At 40.5% G+C, this 26,737-nt stretch carries 20 protein-coding genes and 1 pseudogene; 10 read left to right on the forward strand and 11 right to left on the reverse strand.

Annotated elements, in window-relative coordinates; all coding sequences use genetic code 11:
* Positions 1-926: hypothetical protein (locus tag AACX68_RS16160; RefSeq protein ID WP_228859801.1), on the forward strand; the 926-nt coding region annotated here is incomplete at its 5' end.
* A gap of 39 nt (positions 927-965) precedes the next feature.
* Here AACX68_RS16160 and AACX68_RS16165 read toward each other — a convergent pair.
* The 3 genes and pseudogenes from AACX68_RS16165 to AACX68_RS16175 all read right to left on the reverse strand — a co-directional run bounded on the left by AACX68_RS16165 (position 966) and on the right by AACX68_RS16175 (position 9,138).
* Positions 966-1,987 (reverse strand): annotated as a pseudogene (locus AACX68_RS16165) (IS30 family transposase).
* Positions 1,988-2,116: 129 nt separating this feature from the next.
* On the reverse strand, positions 2,117-6,490 hold the full coding sequence (locus tag AACX68_RS16170) for an inverse autotransporter beta domain-containing protein (protein WP_228859802.1): 4,374 nt from the start codon (positions 6,488-6,490) through the stop codon (positions 2,117-2,119).
* A gap of 245 nt (positions 6,491-6,735) precedes the next feature.
* Positions 6,736-9,138 carry an inverse autotransporter beta domain-containing protein gene (locus AACX68_RS16175; protein WP_228859803.1) on the reverse strand — a complete coding sequence of 801 codons (2,403 nt, stop codon included), beginning with the start codon at positions 9,136-9,138 and terminating at the stop codon, positions 6,736-6,738.
* A gap of 340 nt (positions 9,139-9,478) precedes the next feature.
* Here AACX68_RS16175 and murQ point away from each other — a divergent pair, with 340 nt between their 5' ends.
* Positions 9,479-10,384: an N-acetylmuramic acid 6-phosphate etherase gene (gene murQ, locus AACX68_RS16180; protein WP_228859804.1), complete on the forward strand. Its 906-nt coding sequence runs from the start codon at positions 9,479-9,481 to the stop codon at positions 10,382-10,384.
* Positions 10,385-10,428: 44 nt separating this feature from the next.
* Positions 10,429-11,877, forward strand: coding sequence for a PTS N-acetylmuramic acid transporter subunit IIBC (gene murP / locus AACX68_RS16185; RefSeq protein ID WP_228859805.1), 1,449 nt, complete (start codon positions 10,429-10,431; stop codon positions 11,875-11,877).
* Position 11,878: 1 nt separating this feature from the next.
* Here murP and AACX68_RS16190 read toward each other — a convergent pair whose 3' ends face one another.
* Positions 11,879-12,481 (reverse strand): LysE family translocator, encoded by a 603-nt coding sequence (locus AACX68_RS16190; RefSeq protein WP_228859806.1) that lies wholly within the window; start codon positions 12,479-12,481, stop codon positions 11,879-11,881.
* A 139-nt stretch (positions 12,482-12,620) separates the two neighbouring features.
* Between AACX68_RS16190 and AACX68_RS16195 the strand changes: the two genes are divergently transcribed.
* The 3 genes from AACX68_RS16195 (at position 12,621) to crp (ending at position 14,921) form a co-directional block, all read left to right on the forward strand.
* Complete coding sequence (locus tag AACX68_RS16195) at positions 12,621-12,839, forward strand: YheU family protein (protein ID WP_099120262.1); 219 nt, start codon at positions 12,621-12,623, stop codon at positions 12,837-12,839.
* 173 nt (positions 12,840-13,012) lie between these two features.
* Positions 13,013-13,882: a phosphoribulokinase gene (locus AACX68_RS16200; protein WP_228859807.1), complete on the forward strand. Its 870-nt coding sequence runs from the start codon at positions 13,013-13,015 to the stop codon at positions 13,880-13,882.
* 406 nt (positions 13,883-14,288) lie between these two features.
* Entirely contained in the window at positions 14,289-14,921 is a 633-nt protein-coding gene (crp, locus tag AACX68_RS16205; RefSeq protein ID WP_004240730.1) for a cAMP-activated global transcriptional regulator CRP, read from the forward strand.
* 201 nt (positions 14,922-15,122) lie between these two features.
* Here crp and AACX68_RS16210 read toward each other — a convergent pair whose 3' ends face one another.
* From AACX68_RS16210 to AACX68_RS16220, 3 genes are all read right to left on the reverse strand, one after another.
* Positions 15,123-15,698 carry an aminodeoxychorismate synthase component II gene (locus AACX68_RS16210; protein WP_228859808.1) on the reverse strand — a complete coding sequence of 192 codons (576 nt, stop codon included), beginning with the start codon at positions 15,696-15,698 and terminating at the stop codon, positions 15,123-15,125.
* A 307-nt stretch (positions 15,699-16,005) separates the two neighbouring features.
* A complete protein-coding gene (gene ppiA / locus AACX68_RS16215) occupies positions 16,006-16,575 on the reverse strand; it encodes a peptidylprolyl isomerase A (protein ID WP_099109229.1) in 570 nt (189 codons plus the stop codon).
* A gap of 238 nt (positions 16,576-16,813) precedes the next feature.
* Complete coding sequence (locus AACX68_RS16220; RefSeq protein WP_228859809.1) at positions 16,814-17,776, reverse strand: AEC family transporter; 963 nt, start codon at positions 17,774-17,776, stop codon at positions 16,814-16,816.
* Positions 17,777-17,901: 125 nt separating this feature from the next.
* Between AACX68_RS16220 and AACX68_RS16225 the strand changes: the two genes are divergently transcribed.
* The gene (locus AACX68_RS16225) at positions 17,902-18,798 is read left to right on the forward strand and encodes a LysR family transcriptional regulator (protein WP_228859810.1); all 897 of its coding nucleotides are present in this window, start codon (positions 17,902-17,904) and stop codon (positions 18,796-18,798) included.
* Between the two features lie 111 nt (positions 18,799-18,909).
* Entirely contained in the window at positions 18,910-19,533 is a 624-nt protein-coding gene (gene yihA / locus AACX68_RS16230) for a ribosome biogenesis GTP-binding protein YihA/YsxC (protein ID WP_099109232.1), read from the forward strand.
* A 107-nt stretch (positions 19,534-19,640) separates the two neighbouring features.
* On the opposite strand, the gene AACX68_RS20205 is transcribed toward yihA, so the two are convergent.
* The 4 genes from AACX68_RS20205 to AACX68_RS16245 form a co-directional block, all read right to left on the reverse strand.
* Entirely contained in the window at positions 19,641-19,688 is a 48-nt protein-coding gene (locus AACX68_RS20205; RefSeq protein ID WP_438361642.1) for a hypothetical protein, read from the reverse strand.
* Positions 19,689-19,968: 280 nt separating this feature from the next.
* Positions 19,969-22,806 (reverse strand): DNA polymerase I, encoded by a 2,838-nt coding sequence (gene polA, locus AACX68_RS16235; protein ID WP_228859811.1) that lies wholly within the window; start codon positions 22,804-22,806, stop codon positions 19,969-19,971.
* Positions 22,807-23,498: 692 nt separating this feature from the next.
* The gene (gene dsbA, locus AACX68_RS16240) at positions 23,499-24,122 is read right to left on the reverse strand and encodes a thiol:disulfide interchange protein DsbA (RefSeq protein WP_228859812.1); all 624 of its coding nucleotides are present in this window, start codon (positions 24,120-24,122) and stop codon (positions 23,499-23,501) included.
* Positions 24,123-24,139: 17 nt separating this feature from the next.
* Entirely contained in the window at positions 24,140-25,117 is a 978-nt protein-coding gene (locus AACX68_RS16245) for a serine/threonine protein kinase (RefSeq protein WP_228859813.1), read from the reverse strand.
* Positions 25,118-25,358: 241 nt separating this feature from the next.
* On the opposite strand from AACX68_RS16245, the gene mobA reads away from it, so the two are divergent.
* A complete protein-coding gene (gene mobA, locus AACX68_RS16250; protein ID WP_228859814.1) occupies positions 25,359-25,961 on the forward strand; it encodes a molybdenum cofactor guanylyltransferase MobA in 603 nt (200 codons plus the stop codon).
* Positions 25,958-26,518 carry a molybdopterin-guanine dinucleotide biosynthesis protein MobB gene (gene mobB / locus AACX68_RS16255; RefSeq protein WP_228859815.1) on the forward strand — a complete coding sequence of 187 codons (561 nt, stop codon included), beginning with the start codon at positions 25,958-25,960 and terminating at the stop codon, positions 26,516-26,518. The genes mobA and mobB overlap by 4 nt, the downstream gene beginning before the upstream one ends.
* The last annotated feature ends 219 nt before the right edge of the window (positions 26,519-26,737 follow it).

Consider the following 26,737-nt stretch of genomic DNA (forward strand, 5'->3'; position numbering starts at 1 on the left):
ATTATGTTAACACTGATAGTAATGGAGATATTAATCTTAAATTCTTTGCAAATAAACTAGAAGACACTTATGTAGAAAAAATAAGCATCTCTAATATTATGGATGATATTACACATTCATTACAAAAAAATGTCTTATTCATTACAAAAAATGTTACTCCATCTGATAATTTGGCAAATCCTATAATTATAAATATGAATGGAGATGAAGTACCTCCCGCAGGATCTGATAAAAATCCTACTTTTGATGCTAGGATACCTAGATCTGCAACATTTACTCCAACTGATTATATATATATGATGAGCGATGTAAATGATGCAACGCCTATGTTATGTACCTCAGATAGGTATGGTAATAGAAATTTTCAAGATAAACCCTTTAAGATCCCTTATAAACTTTTTACTCCTTTTCAGTATAATACTTTATATTATTACCTCTTTACAATCGGTGGAGATGTTTTTAGATCAAAAAATTTAGCTTTTACGGTAAGTGCAGGTCCTAATAGTTATTTACCACCAAAAGGAAATTTTAAATTACCTTCAATTTTAGATCATTCCGGAACTGAAGTTGATGAATTTTTTGTTTTTGGTATAACTTCTCTTGGAAATGGAATAACTTGTGTTATCCCTACTGGCGGTAATAAAGAAGTACAACTTCAAGATAAGATTGACTGCTTTGTAGATATAATTACTTATGATCCAGACACAGGAAATCTAAAACCTAAGTCTACAGTAGTACATTCAACAACTGTAACTGATGTAAGTAATCCCCTTAAAATTTCTATTCAATCTAGTTATTTGACTGATTTTGGTGTAGATGAAGATGGTAATCCAACACCTTTCTATATTTATTACACTGTCAATAAAGAAAATTATTCACAATCTTGGCAAGGATTTCTCGATACAGCTCCATTAGATTATAATTAAATCTTAATTTATATTTTTAATAACTCTTATCTTATTTTTTTATAGATAAGAGTTATTTTCCCTACTTGCATTCACATAATAAGTGCAACACCATAATAAACGAAATAAATGAGTTGATATTCCTTTAAATAGTTCATTCGGTGTTTTGTAATTCCTCGTTTTACGAGGACGATTATTTAATCGGTTTGCCACAAGATTCACCTCTCGCTCTGAGACCTGATTAAAATCAGTTCCCTTTGGGAAGTAATCTCTGATTAATCCATTTATGTTCTCATTTATTCCTCTTTCCCAAGGGAATACGGGTGAGCAAAATAAATTTTTGCCTCTAAATTTTTACTGATAAGAGTATGCTCAGCAAACTCTAGTCCGTTATCAAAGCTAATTGTTTTAACTTTGTTTTTTATCCCAGACAAGTGTCTTGTTGCCGCTTTTGCAACGCCTTTTGCTGTTTTATCTTCAAGTTTAATGATGAGAGTAAATAGTGATTTTCGTTCAACTAAGGTCAATAATGCACTTTTATGATCTTTGCCAACGATAGTATCGCCTTCCCAATCACCAAGACGCTGCTTTTTATCAACACATTTTGGGCGTTTTTCAATACTGACTCGTTTTTTGATTTTTCCTCGGTGTTCATCACTTCCGTAGCGTTTACGATATGGTTTTTTAGCTATCCTGAGATGCTGGCATAAGTCACCACCATTCACTTTATCTTTATAAATCAATCTATAAACTGTTTCATGATGCAAAGAGATGATATTTTCCCTTTTGAGATAACCAACGGTTTGTTCAGGACTCAAATCTTGCCAAGTTAACTGATTAATCAATTTGACGATCTCAGGTGTCACTTTTACGGCTTTTATCGCGGCATGACGGCGCTCTGAGGCTTTAAGTTGAGCCTGTTTAGGGCAGTATTTCTCGTCTTCCTGGTTTCGTCTCAATTCCCAGCTAATTGTTGATGGATTTCGATTAAGAGACGTTGCGATAAAGCGTTGTGTAAAACCGGCTTCTTTTAAACTAAAAATCTGGTATCTTTCTATTTCGGTCAGTTGTGTATAGGCCATAGTGCATTTTCCTTTGGCGAGAAAGATGCCTACTATAGCAACTGACCGCCTTTCTTAGAAATTGCACTTATTAGGCGAATCCAAGTTGATTATTAATAAACAGTTACACATTTATTTAATTTTTAATAGTTAATTATGACAAAGTAAACTATACATTGTTGAACTTTGATCTCCAGGTGCTATAGGATATAACTGAGTATAATCTGAAATATTTAACCCACTATATCCGATATTAAATACAAGAGGAGCAATTAACCCTGCTTTTTTAAAATCTGCTCCTTGTTTTACAAGATTTGTAATATTAACACCTATATCCGAAACTTCTACGGGTGTTCCGGTTTCACATTGTAGAGCTGGATTTATTTGAGTATTATCTTGAAACCACCTAGGATTAGCATCTGAAAATACCATCATATTAATATTCATTTTTGTTTCATATACAATATATCTACCTGAAGGAAACGTATAATAACTTTTTACTTTTGTACTTCCTGCCTTTTTCACTTGAAAATACTGTTCATTAGCTTCAATTATATTCATATTATTCGAACTATAATAGTGGCCAGTTGATCCATTAATTTCTGAATTAGAAGGTTCTCGTGGGAAAAATCTAAGTTCTTTCCAACCAAAATTTAAATCAGTAGCTGTTATTCCATTAATAGTTGTAGCTATTCCAGAAGTATCAGTAACTGGATAAGTTAATAGAATTATATTTCTAGATTCTTTAGGTTTTGCAATTATTTCAACTGTTATGGGTTTTGAATTTAGATTAATAGTATCAGCTGAAGCAGTTATCGTAATATTTTTAAATCCACCATCTGTACTATACATTGTGAAAGTTGCCAACCCTTTAGAATCTGTCATGTTTTCTTTTTCAATAACAAGCTTAGGTTCTTGTTCTAGAGGAACTGGTAAAGAAGTACTCCAAGTTATAGGTATATTAGATATATTATCTTTTTTACTTTTACTTTTAATTTCTGCAGTAAAAATATATTTATTATTTTCACCTTCAAGCATTGGTGAAGGATTATTAACTGTAAGATTTAAAGTATATTCATTACTAAAAGAAACTTGATTTGCACATTGTTGCCCATTTTCAGGAGTAGGATTATTAGCAATAGAAACACAAACTATAGCATCTTCTACTGGTGGAGTATGAGAACTAACTAAATGATTTTCCAGTTTTCCTTCAGAAGAAACTATCATTTCTTCCTTATCTTTTAAATAAGTTGTATCGTCATTTTTTGGTTTCTGAAGAGTCCATTGAAATTTTATTTTATCTCCAGTATAAGGAGTGCTATGGTCAGATTCATATACTTGTGCTGTATATTTATAAGAATCTTTTCCATTATTAACTACATCTCCACTTTTTGGTGTAGCTGTCGGTTTACTAATAAATGGCCACGTAAAAGATACTCCTTGAGCTTTTTTAGGGGGTTGATTTTCAATAGATAAAGAAACAATTATATTTTCTACTTTTTTAGTACTGGTTAATGTTACTTTTAACTTTCCTTCATTATCTGTTTGTAATCCATCTTTTGATATATGTAATTTTACTTCCTTACTAGAATTATCCACACTCCAATTCGCCCCTACAATTGCATTTTTTACAGGATTTTTTTCATGATTAAGAATAAGCGCCTCATATGTATAAGCTTGTTCGCCATCAGCAATTAAAGATTTTTTAGGATCAGGAGTAATCTCAATGTGATCAACATTATATTTTGATTTATCTTCGATAAAACCCACTGAATTACTACACACTTCAGTTTCAGATATAATAACATTTTTATTTTTTATTCTAGCACACACAATAATTCCAATTACTGCTGATTTATTTGGTGAACTACTTAGAACTGCCTTTAAATTCCCTTCGTTATCAACTAACACATCTTTTGATTCTAAAGGTGATAATGTTAAACCTTGTTCTTCCCAACTAGTTGGCGTTTTAATATACCAATTAAATGTGTTTCCATGTCCAGTATAACTAACTTTACCGGTACTATCTGTAACAGCAGTCTTAAAAGTATATTTATCTCCGGGATAATGATCTACATTAACAGTTGTTATTTTATTTATAACTGGCCATTCAAAATTTAGTGTTACAGGAGGACTGGAAATAATTTCACCATTATTATTAATAGAAGCTACAACTCTGATTTCTTCTTTTTTATCAGTGGATAACATAATTTCATTTTTAATGTCTGAAGTTTTTGATATAGCTTCAGAACTGACATCCCATTTAATTGATCCTTTTAAATTTTCATCATCAATTATTGCTTTTACTATGTAAGACTCATTTACAATAAATGGACCAGAAGGAATCTCTAGTCTGATTTCAGGTTTTAGAAAAGTAGCTTTCTGTTTAGCTAAAGTTGGCGGCTGATTTTCAATCGATAAAGAAACAGCTATATCTTTAAAAGGTTGATCACTAGCTATTTCCCATTCTAAATTACTATTTTTATCTACTAGAACACTTTTTTTAACTACTATAAGTTTATCAGTAATATCTTTATCAGTAGCATCTTTTGCAATCCATTTTACGTTATCTATTTTTGTTCCTTCTTTGATTTTAGTATTATCGCCATTTTCAATAGTTGCACTATATGTATATGTACTTTTACCATCTGCAAAGACTTTATTAGAAGGTTTAGGGAACACAGTGATATCACTAATTTTATACTTCAAGTTATTAGATTTAAAGGTTACTTTTCCCACAAGTTGTTTATCTTGCCCATCCATTGATAAATAAACATCTACTTTTCCGACATATCCATCGCTGGTTAAAATAACACGAGATTCTTTAGGAAAATGACCATTTCCATCTATTGTTATTTTTTCAAATTTATCTTGAGGATGAAATTTTAATTTCTTTCCATTTTCAAGAGGATCTTGTTCTGGTACCGCAACCCATTCAACATTATGAATAGTGTCATTCTGGACTGTTTTCAAATTATTCTGCGTATCGAAAGTAATCACAGGGTCAAAAGTATATCCGTCTTTTATTTTCCCCGTCGCATTCAGTGGGCCACGTGGAGTAAAATTAGAACCATCACCTTTTTTTTGTATCTCAAAAGGTTTGACAATAACTTGTATTTGTTCTGCCTTTGTTTTCTCTTTATCAGTTAACTCAAAAGCAACAAAAACCGTGTAGCTATTGTTTGTATCTTGATTTCCCTCGGTTAGATAGTTAGGGAAAGTAAGCTGAATATTTCCTGATTTATACGAAAGTTTACCTCCTCCATTTTTAAAAGCTTCTTCTCTGTTTCCAGTAATAGTCCAGTAAAAATCTTTAACTGGTGCATCAGTAAGAAATTTTACTGGGATATCAAATACGCCATCGCTATAACCCACAATTGTCTTTGGTATAGAAAACTTAGCAACCGGTACCTTCCGATGATCAAGTACTATATTATTATTCCTTTCCACCAAATCATAACGGCTGCCTGCCAGTGTTCGCATTGATGCAACGTTATCCGGTGATAACTGTGCGCTCAGCGGCACACCAAATCTGAGATTAAAGTTTGTCAGAAATTGGGTTTCACTCTGTCCCCTCTCTCCTTGTTTATAATCCATGCCCATTGTTATTAATGGAATTGGTGTATACGTCACGCCCATTTTTGCCAGACTTGGATTTTTTTGCTTGGTCTTTCGATTAAATAACGTTACGTTATCGCCGAAGTATTGCTCATAAGAAAATTTACCTCCCAGATTAGGGTAGGCAGATAGGAAGAATTCGCCGTTAATATCGTAGCCATTAGCGGGTCGTTCGTGATGCTCCTCGAAATTCCGCGAGATTTGCCAGTCACTTAAGCGATAATAACCGTTGGTAGAAAATTTAATATAATCTCCCCAAAGTTCTCCTCCCAACCCTACCCGCCTGTTTTTACCCGTAATGTCATAGTCATAAAAAGTATTCAGGCCATACATCCAGTTCTGAGAAAAATAACGCCCTCCCAAACCGAGGTTGACTGTGTTCCGGCTATCTTTGTTGCGGTAACCTAATTGAGAAAAAAAGAACCAGGCAGCTTGATTATCATAAATAGGCAATAGCAGATCTATTGAGTTATTTTCTAGCCTGCCTTTTCTGTCAAAACCAAAGTTAACTCTTGCTGTACTCGATTGGGATAACCATTTTTGAGCTTCGGAAGAGATAGTGCTATTAACTTTACCCAAAGCATAAGATTTGGCTTGTTCTGCTAATTCAGAAGGAGAGGATGACAGAATATTCCCTGCCATCTGAATATTTCGCCCTATAGCATCGGCATGTTCATATTCTGATGTATGACTTGTATTTCCTGTTCCGCCTTTTTTATCGGCTTCTGGCGTTAGAAATTTTTTACTTGATTCGGTTACTTGGGTGTCTACATTATCTATCTTGGGTGTGATTGTTTTTTCATTAGTTACATATCCCTCAGCAAACGCATTCATAATGGTAGAAGGGATAAGTAGCGTATAAATAATCGTGAAAAAACCAATAACTTTACCAATATATGATGGCATATATAAGTACCCAATTAGATGTTATTATTAGTAACCTTATTTTGATACTAACGCCACTAGAGTAAGGTTAGTTATCCTATTTATATATTAGAAAAGTTTTTATACTACTCCAATAACTTTTTGTTATCGGTTGATAACGAAAAATTATTGCACTGATTATTTTTATCTAATTATTGATTAACACTCATCCTTCATTAAAAAACACAGGCACAAAAAAGAACCTGTGTTTTTGCTATCAATAAATTTTAACCTTTTAGTTTACACAATAACCTACCAACATCCATAGAGTTAATGTCCGCTATCTTACTCCTTGTACCATAATCAATTAAATAAAATCCAGATGATTCATTATTGTCTTTGACTTTTATTTTCATATTATCTTCATTACCTTCATAACGAACAAAAGGTAAAAACCCAAAACCATCGAACATACTATATTCATCTTCCAAAGAAGTATTGCTAGATATTGTTATCCCAACTTCTTCCTCAGTTACTGATTCTGATTCACGTGACCATCTATATTCAGATTCAAGAGTTTTACACGTATGATTCTGCCCTTTATTATATTCATCATTGCCCAATCTTACATTACCGACATTGGGACTAAAAACATATCTCTGAGGATTGAATTTATATTCATAAGAATATTTTGCTCCTGTATCAAATTCAGTAACAGTAGCGGTGACAATTGCTTTTTTAAATGAGCTAAAATTCTCAGCGGGGAACGTAATTTCTGGGCCTTCAATTGTTAGAATTACTTTCACAAGATCAGACGTAGATTCATATTCAACATAATCATTGTGCCTAGAAATAGGTGCAAGCAATCCTTCTGATATATAGGTTGTTTTTCTCAGTTGAATTCTCAATTCATTAAAAACATTGTAGGGCTTATTTTGTTCATTAAGATCAGAATATTGATGATGATCTGAAATTAACCTCAACCCTGCACTTTGCGGCACCGCTTTAAAACTCACCGGTCTTTCGGCATGGATGTCATATACTTTTTTGTCATCAGTGGTAAGCTCCATTTTAACTTCGACACCATCCACTCCTACATTACTCACCAGTGAAGCAGTTAAATATCCATCACCATCTGTTGTTGTTTTAGATTCTTTAAATTTTACATTATCTGGTAATTTATTATTTACAATACTCCATGTTACATTCTCAAAACTATGGTTACGCAACGGTTGAGCACTTTTTTCATCAAGAATTAAAGCCTTATAGGTATACGTATCCTTCCCATTTCCGGAAATAATTCCGTCAGGAGAGACTTTCATATTACCTTCGAATGGGCCTCCTCCAGTAACCTTAACAGTCATTTCAGCTGTTCTGGAGAGCTTGCCATTCTCTAATTCCACCATTGCATGAATCGGGTAACTGTTTACACCTTTATCAAGATATCTTGGTAGCGTAATTCTAATGGAATTACCGCTACTAGGAAGCACTCCTCCATTTTTGTAGAACTCTTCTCCTGCAGTCCATTTCACCGGTTTAGCCGGCCTATTTGACTCCACGTTAGCTTCTACTTTTAACTCCTGAGCACCGCGTCCCTGAATGATATTCGGTACGCTAATTTCCAGCCTCGGTTTTTCCCGGTGATCCAGCACAATGTTGTTATTTCTTTCCACCAGATCATAGCGGCTACCTGCCAGTGTGCGCATTGATGCAACGCTATCCGGTGATAACTGAACACTCAGCGGGACACCAAATCTATAGTTTAAATTGGCCTGAAAGCGGGCATCGCTGTGCTTGTTGCTGCCATGCCGGTAATCTATACCCATCGTTATCAGCGGGATTGGCGTGTAAGTTATGCCTACTTTGGCAAAGCCGGGGTTTTTCTGCTTGGTATCACGGTTGAACAGAGTCACGTTATCACCGAAGTATTTTTCGTAACCCAGTTTACTGCCGATGTGCGGATAAGCAGGCAGGAAAAACTCGCCATTGATATCAAAACCATTGGCAGGGCGCTCTTCCCAGTCTTTATCATACCGTGACTGATGCCATTTGCTCAGGCGAATATAGGTATTAGCTGATAATTTAAGGTAATCAGCCCATGCTTCTGCCCCTAATCCCAGCCGGTTATTTTTTCCCGTGATGTCCTGATCAAAGAAAGTATTAAAACCATACATCCAGCCCGAAGTGAAATAACGGCTGCCAAAACCGAGGTTAACCGTATTTCGGCTGTCTTTATTGCGATAACCCAACTGAGAAAAAACCAGCCAGTCTACTTTGTTATCATAAAGTGGAAATAACAGATCTAATGAACTGTTATGCAGTTTACCTTTTCTGTCGAGAGATAAATTAACTCTGGCTGTACCAAATTGTGACAACCATTCTTGTACCTCACTATTTATTACTCCGTTTACTCTTCCCAAAGCGTAAGATTTCGCCTGTTCTGTAAGTTGAGATGACGAGGATGATAATAAACCACCTATCGTCTGAATATTTTGTGCAATTACGCCAGCTTTATCTTTTTCTGTTACATCCAAATTATTTTCATCGCTCGTACTCGGAAAAAGTGGTTTTACTGTTAGGTTTTGATGATCTTCACTCACTGAAAATGTATTCATCGAGACAAACGGTAATAAAAAAGAAAAAATTAATATTAAAAATCGCAAGGATTTATTAACAAAAATAAACTTCATAGGTACGTTCCTCAAGAGAATGCAAAATTTCATCTGCACATTCACATTAAATTATCAGTTGAAATAAAAGCTTTTTGCACAATCAACATAAAGTAGGAAACTTTTTTATTATTAAGTAATGAAAGATTTTTATCAGGCGATAAACAAAAGTAATCACTTTTATTTATCAAAAGGTAATCAATTCTATTTATTTGAAAATATTGTTCTCTATTACGATGAGTCATTCGAGAAAAGAAATAATCCGGGAAGTGAGCGCTATGATTATGAGAGCTATATTGTAGGATCAATGCAATAATCCATAATCGCTCTCACACCGTATAGTAGATAGTTGGAACAAACCATGAAAATCAATCTCAATAATCTGGTAACGGAAAGCCGCAATCCTGCCAGTACTCATATTGATGAGTTATCGACACTGGATATGCTGCGCGTTATTAACGATGAAGATAAAAAAGTTGCTCTTGCTGTTGAACAGGCGTTACCTCAAATTGCTCTCGTTGTGGATAAAGTGGCAGAGGCTTTCCGTCGTGGCGGGAGATTGATTTACTGCGGTGCAGGTACGTCGGGGCGATTAGGAATTCTGGATGCCAGTGAATGCCCGCCAACCTATGGCACCAGACCAGAACAGGTTGTCGGTTTAATCGCTGGCGGGCATAAGGCTATTCTGAAAGCGGTAGAAAATGCGGAAGATAACCGGCAACTGGGCATAGATGATCTTAAGGAACTACACTTTAGTAAAAAAGATGTACTGGTCGGAATTGCCGCCAGTGGCCGGACTCCCTATGTGTTAAGTGCGATGGAATATGCGGTATCAATAGGAGCAACTGTTGCCTGTATTAGTTGCAACCCTGACAGCCCGATGACCCAGCTGGCTGATATCGCAATTACACCGGTTGTCGGGCCGGAGGTTGTCACCGGTTCTTCCCGTATGAAAGCAGGTACAGCGCAAAAGCTGGTACTGAATATGATTACAACTGGTGCCATGATCCGCATCGGCAAGGTATATAGTAATTTGATGGTGGATGTTGAAGCCACTAATGCTAAGTTAATCGAACGACAAAAAAATATTGTGATGGCAGCTACCGAATGTAACAGAGAAGTGGCAGAACAAGCCCTGATTGCCTGTAACGGCCACTGCAAAACCGCAATTGTGATGATTCTATCGGGGATCAGTGCCGAAGAAGCCCGAATGTTATTAACAGAATATCAGGGGTTCATCCGGCCTACGATTTCAACAGTCCGGTAGTGATTACCTTTTCCCTATATAGGTATAGATGGTAAGGGCGCTAAATGGCTAAAATTAATCCGAATATGTTGCCTGAAATACTCAGCGCCATTGGCGGGGCAAGTAATGTCATACAGTGTGGTAATTGCATGACCCGCCTGAGGTTAACATTACGTGATGATTCAATCGTCGATAAAGCAAAACTAAAACTGATCCCCGGCGTTCTGGGTGTAGTCGAAAGTAATGAGCAGCTTCAGATTGTTCTTGGCCCCGGCAAAGCCCAGACAGCCGCAGAGATAATGAATGAGTTATTAAGTTCTGCCGAGCATCCGGCTCCGGAACACCATTCAGCAGATTTGAAAGATATTGCTTCTTCCAATAAAAAACACCTCAAAGAGAAGCAAACCAGTTCAATCCATAATTTCCTTGCTAAATTTGCCACTATTTTTACGCCACTGATCCCCGGTTTTATTGCTGTCGGGCTGTTACTGGGGATCGCCACTTTACTGGAACAAATTTTTATTCAGGGTGTTGCACAACCTAATGCGGTGCTGGTTGAAATGATCGGCTATATGAAGATTTTCAGTAAAGGAATGTTCACTTTCTTCAGCATTTTGATTGGTTATAATGCGCAGAAGGCATTCGGCGGTTCAGGTATTAATGGTGCGATTATCGCTGCTCTGTTTATTCTGGGTTATAACCCCGATGCCATCAGTGGCTTTTATTCCGGTATCAACAATTTCTTTGGCTTCGCTATCGACCCACGGGGAAATATTTTCGGGGTATTGATTGCCTGTATTCTGGGAGCCTGGGTTGAGAAGCAGATACGCAAAATTATACCATCTGATCTGGATATGATCCTGACTTCCGCCATCACACTACTGATTATGGGCGCAGTGACTTTTATCGTGATTATGCCGATAGGAAGTTACCTGTTTATGGCAATGTCATGGCTTTTCACCAATCTGAATGGTAATCCGTTCGGGACGGCTGTTTTGGCCGGATTGTTCCTGATAGCGGTGATGTTTGGTGTACATCAGGGCTTTATACCGGTTTATTTTGCTCTGGTTGAGACACAGGGCTTTAACTCCTTGTTTCCGGTTCTGGCGATGGCAGGAGCCGGGCAGGTTGGTTCTGCTCTCGCGTTATATGCCAGAGCAAAAAAAGATTCATTGCTGCGTATTCAAATCAAAGGTGCCATTATTCCGGGTTTTCTGGGAATTGGTGAACCTTTAATCTACGGCGTGACTCTGCCCCGCATCAAGCCTTTTATAACGGCCTGTTTTGGTGGTGCAATCGGCGGCTTTTTTATCGGGCTGATTGCCTGGCTAGGTGTACCTGTTGGCCTGAATACAGTATTTGGCCCCTCCGGTATAGTCGCTTTGCCTTTGATGACATCCCTGACAGGAATATTCACAGGCATGGCGGTATACGGTGCGGGGCTGATTGTTGCGTATATCAGCGGCTTTGTGCTGACGTTCTTCTTCGGCAGCAAAAATATTGATTTAAGCTGATTCAGTTAATCCAGATCAATGGCACACAGGCTGCTGTCAAAAGCCCCATCACGATATTGAAAGTAAACCATGCTGTACGGCCTTTTAACAGGCGACCAATCATGACGCCAAGATTCAGCCATACCAAGCCTGTGGCTATATTACTGAGTATCATCACTACGCTGATGACCCAAATAGAGTGGATATATAAATCTCCGGCTAAGCTGTAACTGCTGACAGATCCTAATCCCATCATCCATGCTTTGGGGTTCAGAAACTGTAATAACCAGCCCTGATAGCCTTTAAGAGGTGTTCCGAGGGATTGTGCATCCAACTGCTTATACTGTGCTGTCGCTGTTTTCCAGGCCAGCCAGAGTAAGTACAAACTACCGAGCACTTTCAAACCTGTGTGTACAGCCGGATAGACCAGCAATAACGCCGCAACACCAAACGCAGATAATAGCAGGATGGTCTGCATTCCAATTATCATTCCCAGAAAAAGTATTAACGAGCGGCGGAATCCAAAATTGGCACCCGATGTTGTCATTAACATATTATTCGGACCGGGTGTAATCGCTGAAATAAACATAAATGTGCTGAGTGAAAATAGTAGGCTGGCGGTCATGAGTTGTGATATCTCCTAATTATTGTCATTTTCTTTCAAAGAAAATAGCAGTATGTTATTTAGCGCACAAGATGAGTTATACCCGTTTTCGAAGTGTGTAATTCAACTTGGAAGAGGCAGGGTATATATGGAGAACAAAATGATTATCCCGTGGAAACAAATAGAACCTGATACTTTACGTAACTTAATCGAGAGTTTTGTCTTACGGGAAGGCACTGATTATGGTGAATCGGAAAAAACGCTGGAGCAAAAAGTACAGGATGTAAAACGCCAGCTTGAACGGAACGAAGTCATTCTGGTCTGGTCTGAATTGCACGAAACTGTCAATATCATGCCTAAGGAGCAGTTTCGTCCGTAAGCTGATTCTTTTTATACCCTTTTCGGCGCAATAGCATTTCATTCAATTTTTGTATGTTCTATTGGCATTGTTTTATTGGTACTGCTTTATTGGTATTGCTTTATTGGCTCAAAATTGCTGGTTACGAGAAAGATCATCCCAACTGTTTTTTTACTGATAAGGAGTCTGTTCTTATGTCTGCCAAACACCCTGTCATTGCCATAACCGGTTCCAGTGGAGCCGGAACGACAACCACCAGTGTGGCATTCCGCAAGATTTTCCAACAACTGGGTATTACCGCTGCTCTTATCGAAGGGGATAGCTTTCACCGCTACACCCGTCCCGAAATGGACGCAGAAATACGTAAAGCAAAAGAACAAGGGCGGCATATCAGCTATTTCGGCCCAGAAGCGAATGATTTCCAGATGCTGGAAAAAGCATTTTCTGATTATGGCGAAACAGGCGCAGGCCGCTGGCGGAAGTACCTGCATACGTATGATGAAGCTGTTCCCTACAATCAGGTACCGGGCACGTTTACCCCGTGGGAGCCACTACCGTCAAACACCGATATGCTATTTTATGAAGGTTTACACGGTGGTGTTGTCACTCCACAGCATAATGTCGCAAGCCGTGTGGATCTGTTGATTGGTGTTGTTCCCATCGTTAACCTTGAGTGGATACAGAAGCTCATTCGTGATACCAGCGAACGCGGACATTCAAGGGAAGCTGTGATGGATTCTGTGGTACGTTCAATGGACGATTATATCCGCTATATTACGCCCCAGTTTTCCCGCACTCATATCAATTTCCAGCGTGTTCCTACGGTCGATACCTCCAACCCATTCTCTGCCAAAGCAATTCCCTCCTTAGACGAAAGCTTTATCGTTATTCGTTTCCGCGGTCTGAGCCAAATCGATTTTCCTTATTTACTGGCAATGCTTCAGGGTTCGTTTATTTCCAGTATAAATACTATCGTTGTTCCGGGTGGTAAAATGGGGCTGGCAATGGAGTTAATTATGGCGCCGTTAGTTCAGCAATTACTTGAAGGCAAAAAAATCTCCTGAATATTGCCCGCTATTTATTTATTGATAATGCAGGTAACAAAAAATAATGTTACCTGTGATAAAACATCAATTATTCACTCATTTATAAATGAAAATGTAGTAAATCAGGCTTTTCAAATAGAATTCTGGCAATTTGTTAACTGGTTTTATATGCTGAAGCGATACAGGAGGAGACATAATCCTTTTCCTGTGTTACAAACAGTGCTACACGTGAAACGGGCAAGTTTTATGGGCTCGGAGCAATGCATCGACATGCTGATACCCTGAGATTTCCATATAAAATTCCTGCTTGTCAGTTTTTCAGCAAGTTAATATGTTAATCTATTGACTTTATAAAGCCAGCCTGATGAGAAACTAGCAGTTTCTCTGACTATAAAGGCGGAAATAACAACAGAGGATAAAGCGAATGGTTCTCGGCAAGCCACAAACAGACCCTACTCTTGAATGGTTTTTGTCACACTGCCATATTCACAAATATCCATCCAAGAGCACGCTTATTCATCAAGGTGAGAAGGCAGAAACGCTTTACTATATTGTTAAAGGTTCAGTTGCTGTTCTAATAAAAGATGAAGAAGGTAAAGAAATGATCCTCTCTTATTTAAATCAGGGGGATTTTATTGGTGAACTTGGATTGTTTGAAGAAGGGCAAGAGCGTACAGCATGGGTGCGAGCTAAAAGCGCCTGCGAAGTGGCTGAAATTTCCTATAAGAAATTTCGCCAGTTAATTCAGGTTAATCCTGATATTTTAATGCGTTTATCTGCTCAAATGGCAAGCCGCTTACAAACAACATCAGAAAAAGTAGGAAACCTTGCATTTTTGGATGTTACAGGCCGTATTGCCCAAACATTGCTGAATCTGGCTAAACAGCCTGATGCAATGACTCATCCTGACGGTATGCAAATTAAAATTACACGTCAGGAAATCGGGCAGATTGTCGGTTGCTCCCGTGAAACAGTCGGTCGCATTCTGAAAATGCTGGAAGATCAAAACCTGATCTCTGCGCACGGCAAAACTATTGTCGTTTACGGAACACGTTAGTTCCTGAAATCGCGCCTGAATTAGGCCAGTGCATCCCATCGCGCACTGGCTTTTTGTTTTTCATCACTCAGATCCCTTCATTCCCCTGCTAAGAAATGAAACCCGCAGACGCATAAATAAATTAGACGCCATAACCTGATTATGGGTATTACACAAAAGCTGATGTGAAAAATAGCCGAAAGAGGAAATAAATAGTTTTCGTTAGTATTTCAGAAAATTATTCAGTAAGTCATGCCCCTGTTCACTCAGAATGCTTTCCGGATGAAACTGCACGCCTTCTAGAGGTAAAGTACGGTGACGTATTCCCATTATTTCATCCACATTACCATCATGCTGGCTCCATGCGGTGACTTCAAAAGAAGCCGGTAATGTTTCTGCCGCAACAACTAAAGAGTGATAGCGGGTTACTGTCAGCGGCCGGTTCAGTCCTTTGAATACACCCTGCTGATTATGGTGAATTAAGCTGGTTTTACCATGCATCACTTCACGAGCTTTAACAACACTCGCACCAAAGGCTTGTCCAATCGCCTGATGCCCGAGACACACGCCCAGAATCGGCAATTTCCCGGCAAAATGAGAGATAACCTCCAGTGAGATCCCGGCGTCATCCGGCGCACAGGGACCCGGAGAGATCACCAAATGGGTCGGTGCCAGCTCTTCGATATCTTCGAGCTGTAGCTCATCATTACGTTTAACTAAAACACGTGCCCCTAACTCACAAAAGTATTGATATAAATTGAATGTAAAAGAGTCGTAGTTATCTATTATTAATAGCATAGGATCACATCCTACTGATTTTTATAGTTTTATATATTGCTTTGCCCTATTGGGCACTGTGCGTTATGTATTACGGTAAAATCAGGTAAATCAACGTCAACGATAGCAGGACACTCATCATACCACATAAGCTACTTTAAAATAGGGTCGGGAACCAGCGGAGTGAACCATGATTGTAGAAGTGATGAAAAAGAATTGAGGGAGAGACGGTATTTTTAAAGGCCTGACACTTCGGAAAAGTGTAATAACAGGCAAATACCGCCGATGTTCTAATTTACAGATAAAAAACGCGGTTTTCCCATCAGGGTTACTGAGAAACCACCTTAGCAGAGAGGATCATTATTGGTTTAACCGGAACATTCTGATAAGGACCAACATTTTCTGTTTTGACCTGAGAAATCTTGTCAACCACATCCATCCCTTTTACGACTTTACCAAAAACAGCATAACCAAAATCACGCTGACCATGGTCAAGGAAGGCATTATCCGCCACATTGATAAAAAACTGGCTGGTTGCACTATCTTTATCTGCGGTACGTGCCATTGCTATCGTGCCACGCAGGTTACGCAACCCATTATCAGCTTCATTTTTGATAGGGGCTTTGGTTGCTTTCTGCTTCATATCTTTTGTAAAGCCGCCGCCCTGAACCATAAAGCCGGGGATGACACGATGGAAAATAGTGTTGTTATAAAACCCCTCATCCACATACTCAATGAAGTTCTTTGTGGTGATTGGTGCTTTATCGCCATTCAGCTCAAGCTCTATTTCACCCGCTGATGTCACCAGCTTTACATAAGTTTCGGCAGCCAGTGCTGGGGCAGCCATCACGCTAATAGCACATGCCGTGATAAGCGGCACAAAAATACGTTTAAACATTGATGGTTCCTTTATTCTCGAGGTCAATAACAAAACTCATAAAATCAGTAAAACGCATTAAGTGTAATTCCCCACCAAGCAAAGTGGCAAAGATTTACTCATTTTTACGAGCAATAATGCGTTTTACTGAATAATATCATCCAGATAAATATTATCTTCTCATATTTCGGATAGTGTTTATTTTCCGAATAACACCTACCTTGATATGTATTCATACAAATTAGGCTGAAAAGCGTTGTTAGACCGAAAGAAATTGTAATATAAGCGGAATAGTAATCAATGCGACCAGAAGTGAAATGATGATAGAGAGCGAAATGACTTCCTGCCTGAAATTATATATTCTGGCGAAAATATAAACACTGGCACCGATAGGTTGTGCAGCCATAGCAACAGCAACAATAAACCAAATATTATTGAGTTGCTGCATACCAAATAAATAATAAGCACAAATAAAAGTCACCCACGGTTGTATGCCTAATTTCAGTAATAACATCGGGGCCACCAATTTTAGTGCATCTCTGTTAACGTGCTCTTTTAAGTTAAAGCGGGACAACCCTAACCCTAATGCAAATAATGCCGTTGGCCCTGCTGCATTTGCCAGAAAGTGGGTAAATGACTGTAGAAATTCCGGCAGTGGGATCCTAAACACAACAAAGACTAATCCTGCAATAACTGAAACAGTTAGTGGGTTGGTAAAGCTTGTTTTTAATGCTTTCGCTATACTGTAGAAAAAAGAAATTCTGCCATTAGCGCTGTGCCGCGTGGTAGTCATATCATAGCTAATGATAACCGCTATGATGGCAGGTATGTTGTGTAAAATTGTCGCGATTGCTGCCGGAAGCGCTGCGGCTTCCCCATAAATGGAGAGCAATATTGGGATACCCATATATCCCGTTGTGCCATAACAGGCTCCCATACTTAAAATTGAAGACTGAGGAAAACCAACCCCCATAAACTTTGCGATGGCAGTTCCCATAGCATAGACAATACAGATCCCGGCTAAACTGGCTCCGATAAATCCCCACTGTTCTAACTCATTGATCTCTGAACGGGCAATAGAAAGAAATAATAAGGCTGGCAGCGCAATGTAGAGAACATAATCATTAATCAATTTATCGGAATTACCGCTATCAGGGCGCAGACGACCAAAACAGTACCCAATCAGTATGATGAGAAATATAGGAATAACGATCATAAACATTGAATCACTCCTATGCAGGTCAAAGTTCTTTTTTGCCAATATTGCGATAACGATTTAATTTTGTTAAATAAATAATTCCTTTCTTATCATTGAGTTTATCAATGATGGCAATGCAGAGGTGCCCTATGGAGCAAAATATGCGTGCTGATCGTCTGGATGGCCGACAAGTCACATTTGAACAATTACGAGCATTCGTCTTCGTCGCCAAACACGGCGGATTTACCCGTGCAGGAGAAGAATTAGGAAGAACTCAATCTACACTTAGCCTGAGTATTAAACGACTTGAAGAAGATATTGGCTGCCGTTTAATTAATCGACGACAAGGGCAGATTATTGGTTTAACCAATGAAGGAAAACAACTCTTACCCGTAGCAAAAGATATTTTATTTCGCATGACACAAGCCCTGCACTCAGTAAAGTCATTTCAGCTAAGAGGCAGGATCGCTCTCGGTGTGCCGGATGATTTCAACATAAAAAACCTACACCAGGCTATCTCATGGTGTCTAGAAAAAAATCCGGGGTTAAAGATAGAAATTACGGCAGCGCCCTCTCCGATACTCTCGGCTATGACTGAAAAGCAACAATTGGATGTGGTTATTCTTAAAAGTGTGGAAGGAAAATCAGTCAATACTGAGACTGAAACACTTCTGCAAATTGAGCCATTACACTGGGTTGCCTCAAAAGATTTATATTTCAATGAACGACAGGAAATACCATTAGTGACTTTTTCTCAAGGGTGTGTGATCAGAGCGTGCGCTATTAAGGCACTGGAAGATATGAATAAGCCCTATTTTTTGGCATATGTCAGTGCCTCATTTAGTAATATCAGCAGTGCAATACAACATGGTTTGGGAATCGGGTTATTACCGGACAGTGCCATCACTGATGATTTATGTGTTTTATCTTCTAAGCATGCTGTCCCCGGCGTTCCGGCAATTCAGCTCGCTCTTAAAATTGTAACTCAAGGTGAACTGTACACACTTTTTGCTGAATATCTGCGCCGTTCACTGGCAGAATCTTGAGCTCTGCTTAGCAGCAACAAGAGCCGTAAAAAAGTTAACCTGTCCACAAGCCGCTGCTCTCGCTATAATCACCGCGCTGTTTTTCGTGTATTCCGCAGGGAGATAACCATTTTGACCATCAAAAACTATAACTATCACATGACCCACTTTGTCACGAGTGCGCCAGATATCCGCCACCTGCCTCCGGAGACGGGCATTGAAGTCGCGTTTGCCGGTCGGTCAAATGCAGGTAAATCCAGTGCCCTGAATGCACTGACGCGGCAAAAGAGCCTTGCTCGTACCAGTAAGACACCCGGACGTACACAGCTGATTAACCTGTTTCAGGTAGAGGAAGGCGTACGCCTTGTTGACCTGCCGGGTTATGGTTATGCACAGGTGCCAGAGGAGATGAAACTCAAATGGCAGAAAGCGCTGGGTGAATATCTCCAGAAACGTGAGTGTCTGCAAGGGCTGGTTGTGTTGATGGATATCCGTCATCCGCTGAAAGATCTGGATATGCAGATGATCGAATGGGCCGTTGTGATGCAGGTTCCTGTCATGGTTCTGCTGACCAAAGCCGATAAACTGGCTTCAGGCGCACGTAAAAGTCAGTTGAATAAGGTACGTCAGGAGCTGGCATTTCTGGAAGGTAACATTCAGATTGAGTATTTCTCTGCTCTGAAAAAAATCGGTATCGATAAACTTGAACAAAAACTTGATACTTGGTTCAGCCAGCCTGCTATTGAGGTGGAGTAATTTCCACCTTTTTATCTCCCTTCCTCGGAAAGAACCGTAAATCACGCCCCCCTCCACGGAAATAAAAAAACGCCCCAGCCAAAAGAGATGGCTGGGGCAGCTAATATTCAGCTAAATCCGATTACGTGAAGTAAAAGGTCTGAAAGATAGAACATCTTACCTCTGTACCCTACGCCGACAACTTTACCTTATTTTTTTTATCAGCAAAAGATTTTTTTGTAATTAATTTTCATAAAATACCTCGATTCAGCCCAAATTATGTGATCAAACACCGAGATTACACCATTTTTTTTGTAGTTTAATTACATATTTGTGAGATCTAGATCTAATCTAAAAATGAACCAAAATTCTTATATCATGCCTATTCACGGCATAACGGGGATATTTTTGGCTCATTAAATAGACGTCATTTATATAAAAATTATTCAAGAAAAATCAGTGAGCCTGATCCCAGTTATCCCCCGTTCCTACATCGACTTTCAGAGGGACATCGAGCTGCATGCTTTTCTCCATAAGCTCTCTGATTTTCTGTTCTGCGGCAGCCAGCTCTGACTCATGCACTTCAAATACCAATTCATCGTGAACCTGCATGATCATACGCACTTTTGGCTGTTCACGGACGATCCATTCATCGACTGCAATCATAGCCAGTTTGATAATATCCGCCGCAGTTCCCTGCATTGGTGCATTGATAGCTTCGCGTTCAGAGGCTTTACGGCGCATGCCATTACGTGATTTGATATCCGGCAGGTACAGGCGACGCCCTTCCAGCGTTTCAACAAACCCATGCTCAGCAGCCTGCTGACGGGTACGTTCCATATATTCCAGAACACCCGGATAACGCTCAAAATAAATATCCATATAACGCTGGGCCTCTCCACGCGGAATACCCAACTGACGGGACAAACCAAACGCACTCATACCATAGATCAAGCCAAAGTTAATCGCTTTAGCACTGCGGCGTTGCTCACTCGTCACCTGCTCCAGAGGGAGTCCAAAAACTTCTGCGGCAGTTGCACGGTGAATGTCTTTACCCTGCGCAAAAGCCTCCAGCAAGCCTTTGTCCTGCGATAAATGCGCCATAATCCGCAACTCAATCTGCGAATAGTCCGCTGCCAGAATGCGATAACCTTCTGGTGCAATAAATGCCTGACGGATACGTCGCCCTTCTTCATTACGGACAGGAATATTTTGCAGGTTAGGATCACGGGAAGAGAGACGCCCGGTCGCGGTTACAGCCTGATGATAAGAGGTATGAACTCGCTGTGTCACTGGACTGACCATCTGTGGCAGCTTGTCAGTATAGGTCGATTTCAGTTTTGCCAGACCGCGATGTTCGAGAATAACCCTCGGCAGCTCATGATGTTCTGCCAGCTCTTCCAGCACTTCTTCATTGGTCGATGGCGCACCGTTCGGTGTTTTTTTCACAACAGGCAGGTTCATTTTTTCAAACAGAATAACCTGTAATTGCTTAGGTGAAGCCAGATTAAATTCTTCTCCAGCCAGCTCATAAGCCGATTTTTCCAGTTCGAGTAAACGTGCCGTAATTTCTTTTGAATGCTCTGCCAGCGTGTTGGCATCAATCAGAACACCCGTTCTTTCCATGCGGGAAAGCACCGGAACCAGCGGCATTTCGATATTCTGGAAAACTTTTTTCAGTGTCGGAACAGAATCAACCTGTGGGTACATAGCCTGATGCAGACGCAGGGTAATATCGGCATCTTCCGCAGCATATTTAGCCGCCTCTTCCAGAGCGATCTGGTTGAAAGTAAGCTGTTTTTTACCCTTTCCGGCAATTTCTTCAAAAGTAGTGGTTTTATAGCCTAAATGACGCTCTGCAAGGCTATCCATATCATGCCGCCCTGCAACACTGTTCAGCACATAGGATTCCAGCATCGTATCAAAAACAATACCATTCAGCGCCACGCCATAACGTTCGAGCACGCCTCGGTCAAATTTCAGGTTCTGACCAATTTTAGGCAGGCTCGCATCTTCCAGCAGCGGTTTCAGTGCTTCAAGCACCTCATTCCGATCCAGTTGTTGTGGGGCATCCAGATAATCATGCCCCAGCGGCAGATATGCAGCCTCAACATCCGGTTCTCCTTCTTCCGGTGTTTCCACATCACCTACCTGACTTACAACGGCAAAAGACATGCCCACCAGATTAGCGGTTAACGTATCCAGCCCGTCGGTTTCTGTATCGAAAGAGAATGCCGGAGCCTGTTTCAGTTTTTCAATCCATTCATCAAGGGATTTCCGATCAAGGATAGTCTGGTAGCTTTCCGGAGAAATATTGACAGCAGCGGGTTTTTCAGGGGCTGAAGATTTTGATGCAGCGCCTGTCGCTGACTTTTGCCCGCCTTTTTCCGCTGAACGACCTTCCAGCCAACCGCCGTCTTGTACATCCTTCAGCCAGCGTTTGAATTCGTAGCGGCTGAATTGTGCCAGTAATTCCTCGTTATCAGGGGCAGCGACCGCCAAATCCAGGCAATTTTTATCCAGATCAACATCAGTTTTAATGGTTGCCAGCAGGTAAGAGAGATAAGCCACCTCTTTATGCTGCTCCATTTTGCTGCCCAGTGTTTTTGCACCACGGAAGCTGAGTGTTGCAATTTCATCCAGTCTGGCATAGATATCATTCAGCCCGCCAAGCCCCTGTAATAACCCTAGAGCCGTTTTCTCGCCGACACCCGGTACACCCGGAATATTATCGGAAGAGTCTCCCATCAGTGCGAGGAAATCGATGATAAGTTCCGGAGGAATACCATACTTTTCAGTGACCTCTTCCGGCCCTAAAATCGTATTGGTCATGGTGTTTATCAGGGTGATATTCGGCGTAACCAGTTGAGCCATATCTTTATCACCCGTACTGATCAGGACAGAGCGGCCTTCTTTTTCTGCCTGTAGTGCCAGTGTGCCAATAACATCATCCGCTTCAACGCCCGGCACTACCAGAACGGGTAAGCCCATCGCCCTGACCATGTTATGCAAAGGCTCAATCTGATCACGCAAATCATCCGGCATCGGTGGGCGATGGGATTTATATTCAGCGAATAATTCATCACGAAATGTTTTGCCTTTGGCATCAAACACAACTGCGACATGGCTGGGCCGATACTGCATGATCAAACTGCGCAGCATATTCAGTACACCATACATGGCGCCTGTCGGTTCGCCCGCACTGTTTGTCAGAGGAGGGAAAGCATGGTATGCGCGATAAAGGTATGAAGAACCATCAACCAAAATCAGGGGATTATCTGCTATCTGTACCATAAAATTGTCTTCGTCGTTCTGGAGTATGAATAAATAATAGGATGCCACACTGTGCTGTCATATACACTTCGTCTTTCAGGTTGCCTCTTTGTTGGTTGCGCTCGCTCACCCCGGTCACCGTTTTTATAAACATACGGTTATCTATGCTCCCGGGGATTACTGAGAGGCTCCTGCCTCTCACCGGAGGCCAGCCTTTGGCTGGGCAAATTCGTTCCCGACGAATTTGTCACTCTCTTGCCGCCGCGATGCACCTTGAAATCTATTATGTATAGACGAATGTTGCGATCATTTTCTCGTTCTGATATCCGCTCTTTAATAAGTTTTCTGATAAATGAATTGTGGATAACTTTGTGCACAAAAAATTGGCACATAAAACAGATTTATGTATATCCATATCAAAAACGGATAACTAGAGGTAAAAATCAATGAATTACGTCAAATATTACGAAAATATTGCAATTGCTTACAAATCACCGACTTGTGGATATAACCGGAGTTTATGTTATGAAAGGGTAATTTCAGCAAGTATTGTGCCAGCCCTGTAATTAGCTGGCACAATGCCTGTATTATTTTTTACTCTTTGTCTTTCAGGTTGGCCGGGAAAATTCGCTCACGACAAATTTGTTATTCCCTTGCACTGCGATACGGCCTGAAATCCATTGAGTACATATAAAAATAAAGCTTTTTATTGCTTATTTCTTTGTTAGCAGATAATTCACAACATCCGAGAATTTTTTAGCGTAGTCCTGAACCGATTTAGTCTCAATTCCTCCATTATTAATCATGTACTTACCAAGAACAAACGTGGCCGGAACACCCTGCAACTGAAAATCCTGAGCCGCCTGACGTTCTTTAGATGCTACCGATTTCACAATGAAACTATTCAGTGCCGCGTCATAATCTTCACCAGAAATACCGGCTTTAATAAATGCATTACGGATATCAGCTTTAGTATTGATAGTCTGAGTTTTCTGGATGCCATCAAATAATACAGGTAACACTTTATCCTGTGCTTTCAAAACAATAGCAACAGCCCAGGCATCTGTCAGGTCTTTCCCTAAAGGCCCGAGAAAATCAACGTGATAACGTTCATGCGTAACGCCTTCCGGAAGGTTTTTTGCTATCGTGCCGGGAACATGAAAGATATTCTCAAACTGGTAACAGTGCGGGCAATAAAAAGAGAAAAACTCGACAACCTGAGGCTGATCAGCAACTGCTTTTTTAAGTTCAACATACTGCTTGCCTTCAGAAAAATCAGAAGCGCTGGCATTAAATGCCATAAACACTCCCACCAATGCGAACCAAAATTTTTTCATCGTGATCTCCAGAAAAATTAATACATCGGGGTTAGCTGTAAGGGGGGTTCCTGTAACAGCCGGATTTGTTCAGCAAAAAGACTTATCTGCTTATGCCAAAAGTCACTGTCAGCCATCCATGGAAACGCTTTGGGAAAAGCAGGATCCTGCCAGCGACGAGCAACCCATGCCAGATAATAGACCATCCGCATCGCGCGCAAAGGTTCTATCAGAGCCAGTGTTTTCAGATCGAACTCCGCAAACTGGTTATATGATTCAAGCAGAATATCCAGCTGAATCAACTGTTCTTGCCGTGAGCCGTTAAGTAACATCCATAAATCCTGAATCGCCGGCCCATTACGGGCATCATCAAGATCAACGAACCATGCCTCATCGCGCCACAAGATATTACCAGCATGACAGTCACCATGCAGCCGTAATCCCTGCCAGTCAACATTCCATTGTGACTCAACAACTTTATTCAGTTCATCCAGCGAAGCAAAGAAAGCAGCCTTATGCGCATCAGGTATGAGGTTGCATTCTGTCAAATATTGATAGGGTTGGTACAAATATTCATTGAGGCTGATAGTCGGGCGGGCAGAAAATGTTTTCTGGTAGCCTATCTGATGAACTTTCCCCAGTAACCGCCCGACATCTTCCAACTGATCAAAATTATCAGACTCGTACTGACGGCCACCCACACTGGGGAAAACGGCAAAGAAGAACCCGTCATGCTCCAGTACTGTTTGCCCATCAAGAATCAGCGGCGCAGCAACCGATAAATCTGCCTGCTGTAACGCCAGCGTAAATTCATGCTCTTCCTGAATTTGCTGCCGGTTCCAGCGCTGAGGACGATAGAATTTCACGACATAACGTTTACGGTCTTCATCCATAAACTGATAGACCCGGTTTTCATAGCTATTCAGCTCAGTTAAACCCGAATCAACACGCAGACCAGACTGCGCCAGCGCATCCATTATCAAATCCGGCGTAATATTTTGAAAATTAAAAGCCATAGTTTCTGCCACAACAAAGTTCTCTTTAATCAGTCGCTAATCATACCCTGAAGGTACAGTGAACAGCCCGCCACCATAACCTGTCTTACAACAAAGGGACATGATTGGGAGAAAAAATTGGGCTGTCAACGCGCGTAAAGGTTATACTCATTTGTTCATATAAGCACTGTTACATATTGATTCACAAGGGTTACATAACCAAAGATAAAATATATCAGTTAAAAATATCAGGTGATTTAACATGACGTATCCAAAAATCAGTGGGGCCATTCTGGCCGGAGGGCTATCCACCCGCATGGGCGGAAATGATAAGGGATTACTGCAATTCGGTGGAGCACCATTATACCAACACATAGCTGCAAAATTGCAGCCACAGGTTCATGAACTGCTGATTAACGCCAACCGCAATCAGGCAGTGTATCAACAAAGTGGTTATCCCATTATTCCTGACATCATCACTGATTTTTCCGGGCCATTGGCCGGAATGCTGGCAGTACTGAAAAAGGCTATTCATGAGTGGGTGATATTCGTGCCTTGCGATGTCCCGGATTTCCCTGATGATCTGGTGGAAAAGCTTTGGCGCTATAAACAACATGCGTGGGCGGCTTATGTACACGATTGTGAACGCGCCCATCCGACACTTGCCCTGATGCACCGCAGCCTGATACCCAGACTGGAAAGCTACCTTGCATTAGGTGACAGAAAGCTGATGTTCTTTATGCAAATGATTAAAGCAAAAACCGTCTATATTCCACATCCAGAATCCTTCACCAACCTGAATACACCAGAAGAGTGCCAAAACTGGCAATGCCAGCACTGGGAATGTCTTCGGGAGTCAGCATGAATCAAAGTAATTCCCCGATGAATTTGCCATTACTGGGGATCACCGCTTACAGTGGAACCGGTAAAACCACCTTGCTCAAACAGGTTATTCCCCTGTTACGCCTGCAACAAATCCGGGTGGGGTTAATTAAACATACACACCATAATATGGATGTCGATAAGCCGGGCAAAGACAGCTATGAGCTGAGAAAATCGGGAGCGGCGCAAACACTGGTTGCCAGCCAACAACGCTGGGCCTTAATGACAGAAACACCGGAACTCCCCGAACTGGATTTGCATTATCTTGCCAGCCGATTTGATGCAGCTTCACTGGATCTGATTCTGGTTGAGGGGTTCAAAAATGAAGCTATTGCGAAAATCGCCCTGTACCGGGATGGATTAAATCACACCTTCGAAGAACTCATTGATCCCTATGTCATCGCTGTCGCCAGCGATATCCCGCTGGATACGCCACTACCACAGCTTGATATTAACCGACCGGAACAGGTAGCTGAATTTATTGTGAAGTGGCTGTTATTAACCCCACCGACGACTTTCCCGCTGGCTCATTCACAATAAAAGAAAACTGACCCGCTAACTGAACATAGTTTCATAAAATAACTATTTCCTATATCAACAACCCCTGAGATTTATATCAAAGGGGTTCCCTGTTTTAATTAAAGATACTAATTTCTTTTATTAATATAATTTCAAGTTTAAAAAATTTTAGCAAATTGTAATACATGCCATCCAGTGGTGGTCATTTTATTATTAAAAATAAAAACGGCAATATTACCG

The sequence above is a fragment of the Xenorhabdus sp. PB61.4 genome, from assembly GCF_963894935.1.
Classification (GTDB): domain Bacteria; phylum Pseudomonadota; class Gammaproteobacteria; order Enterobacterales; family Enterobacteriaceae; genus Xenorhabdus; species Xenorhabdus stockiae.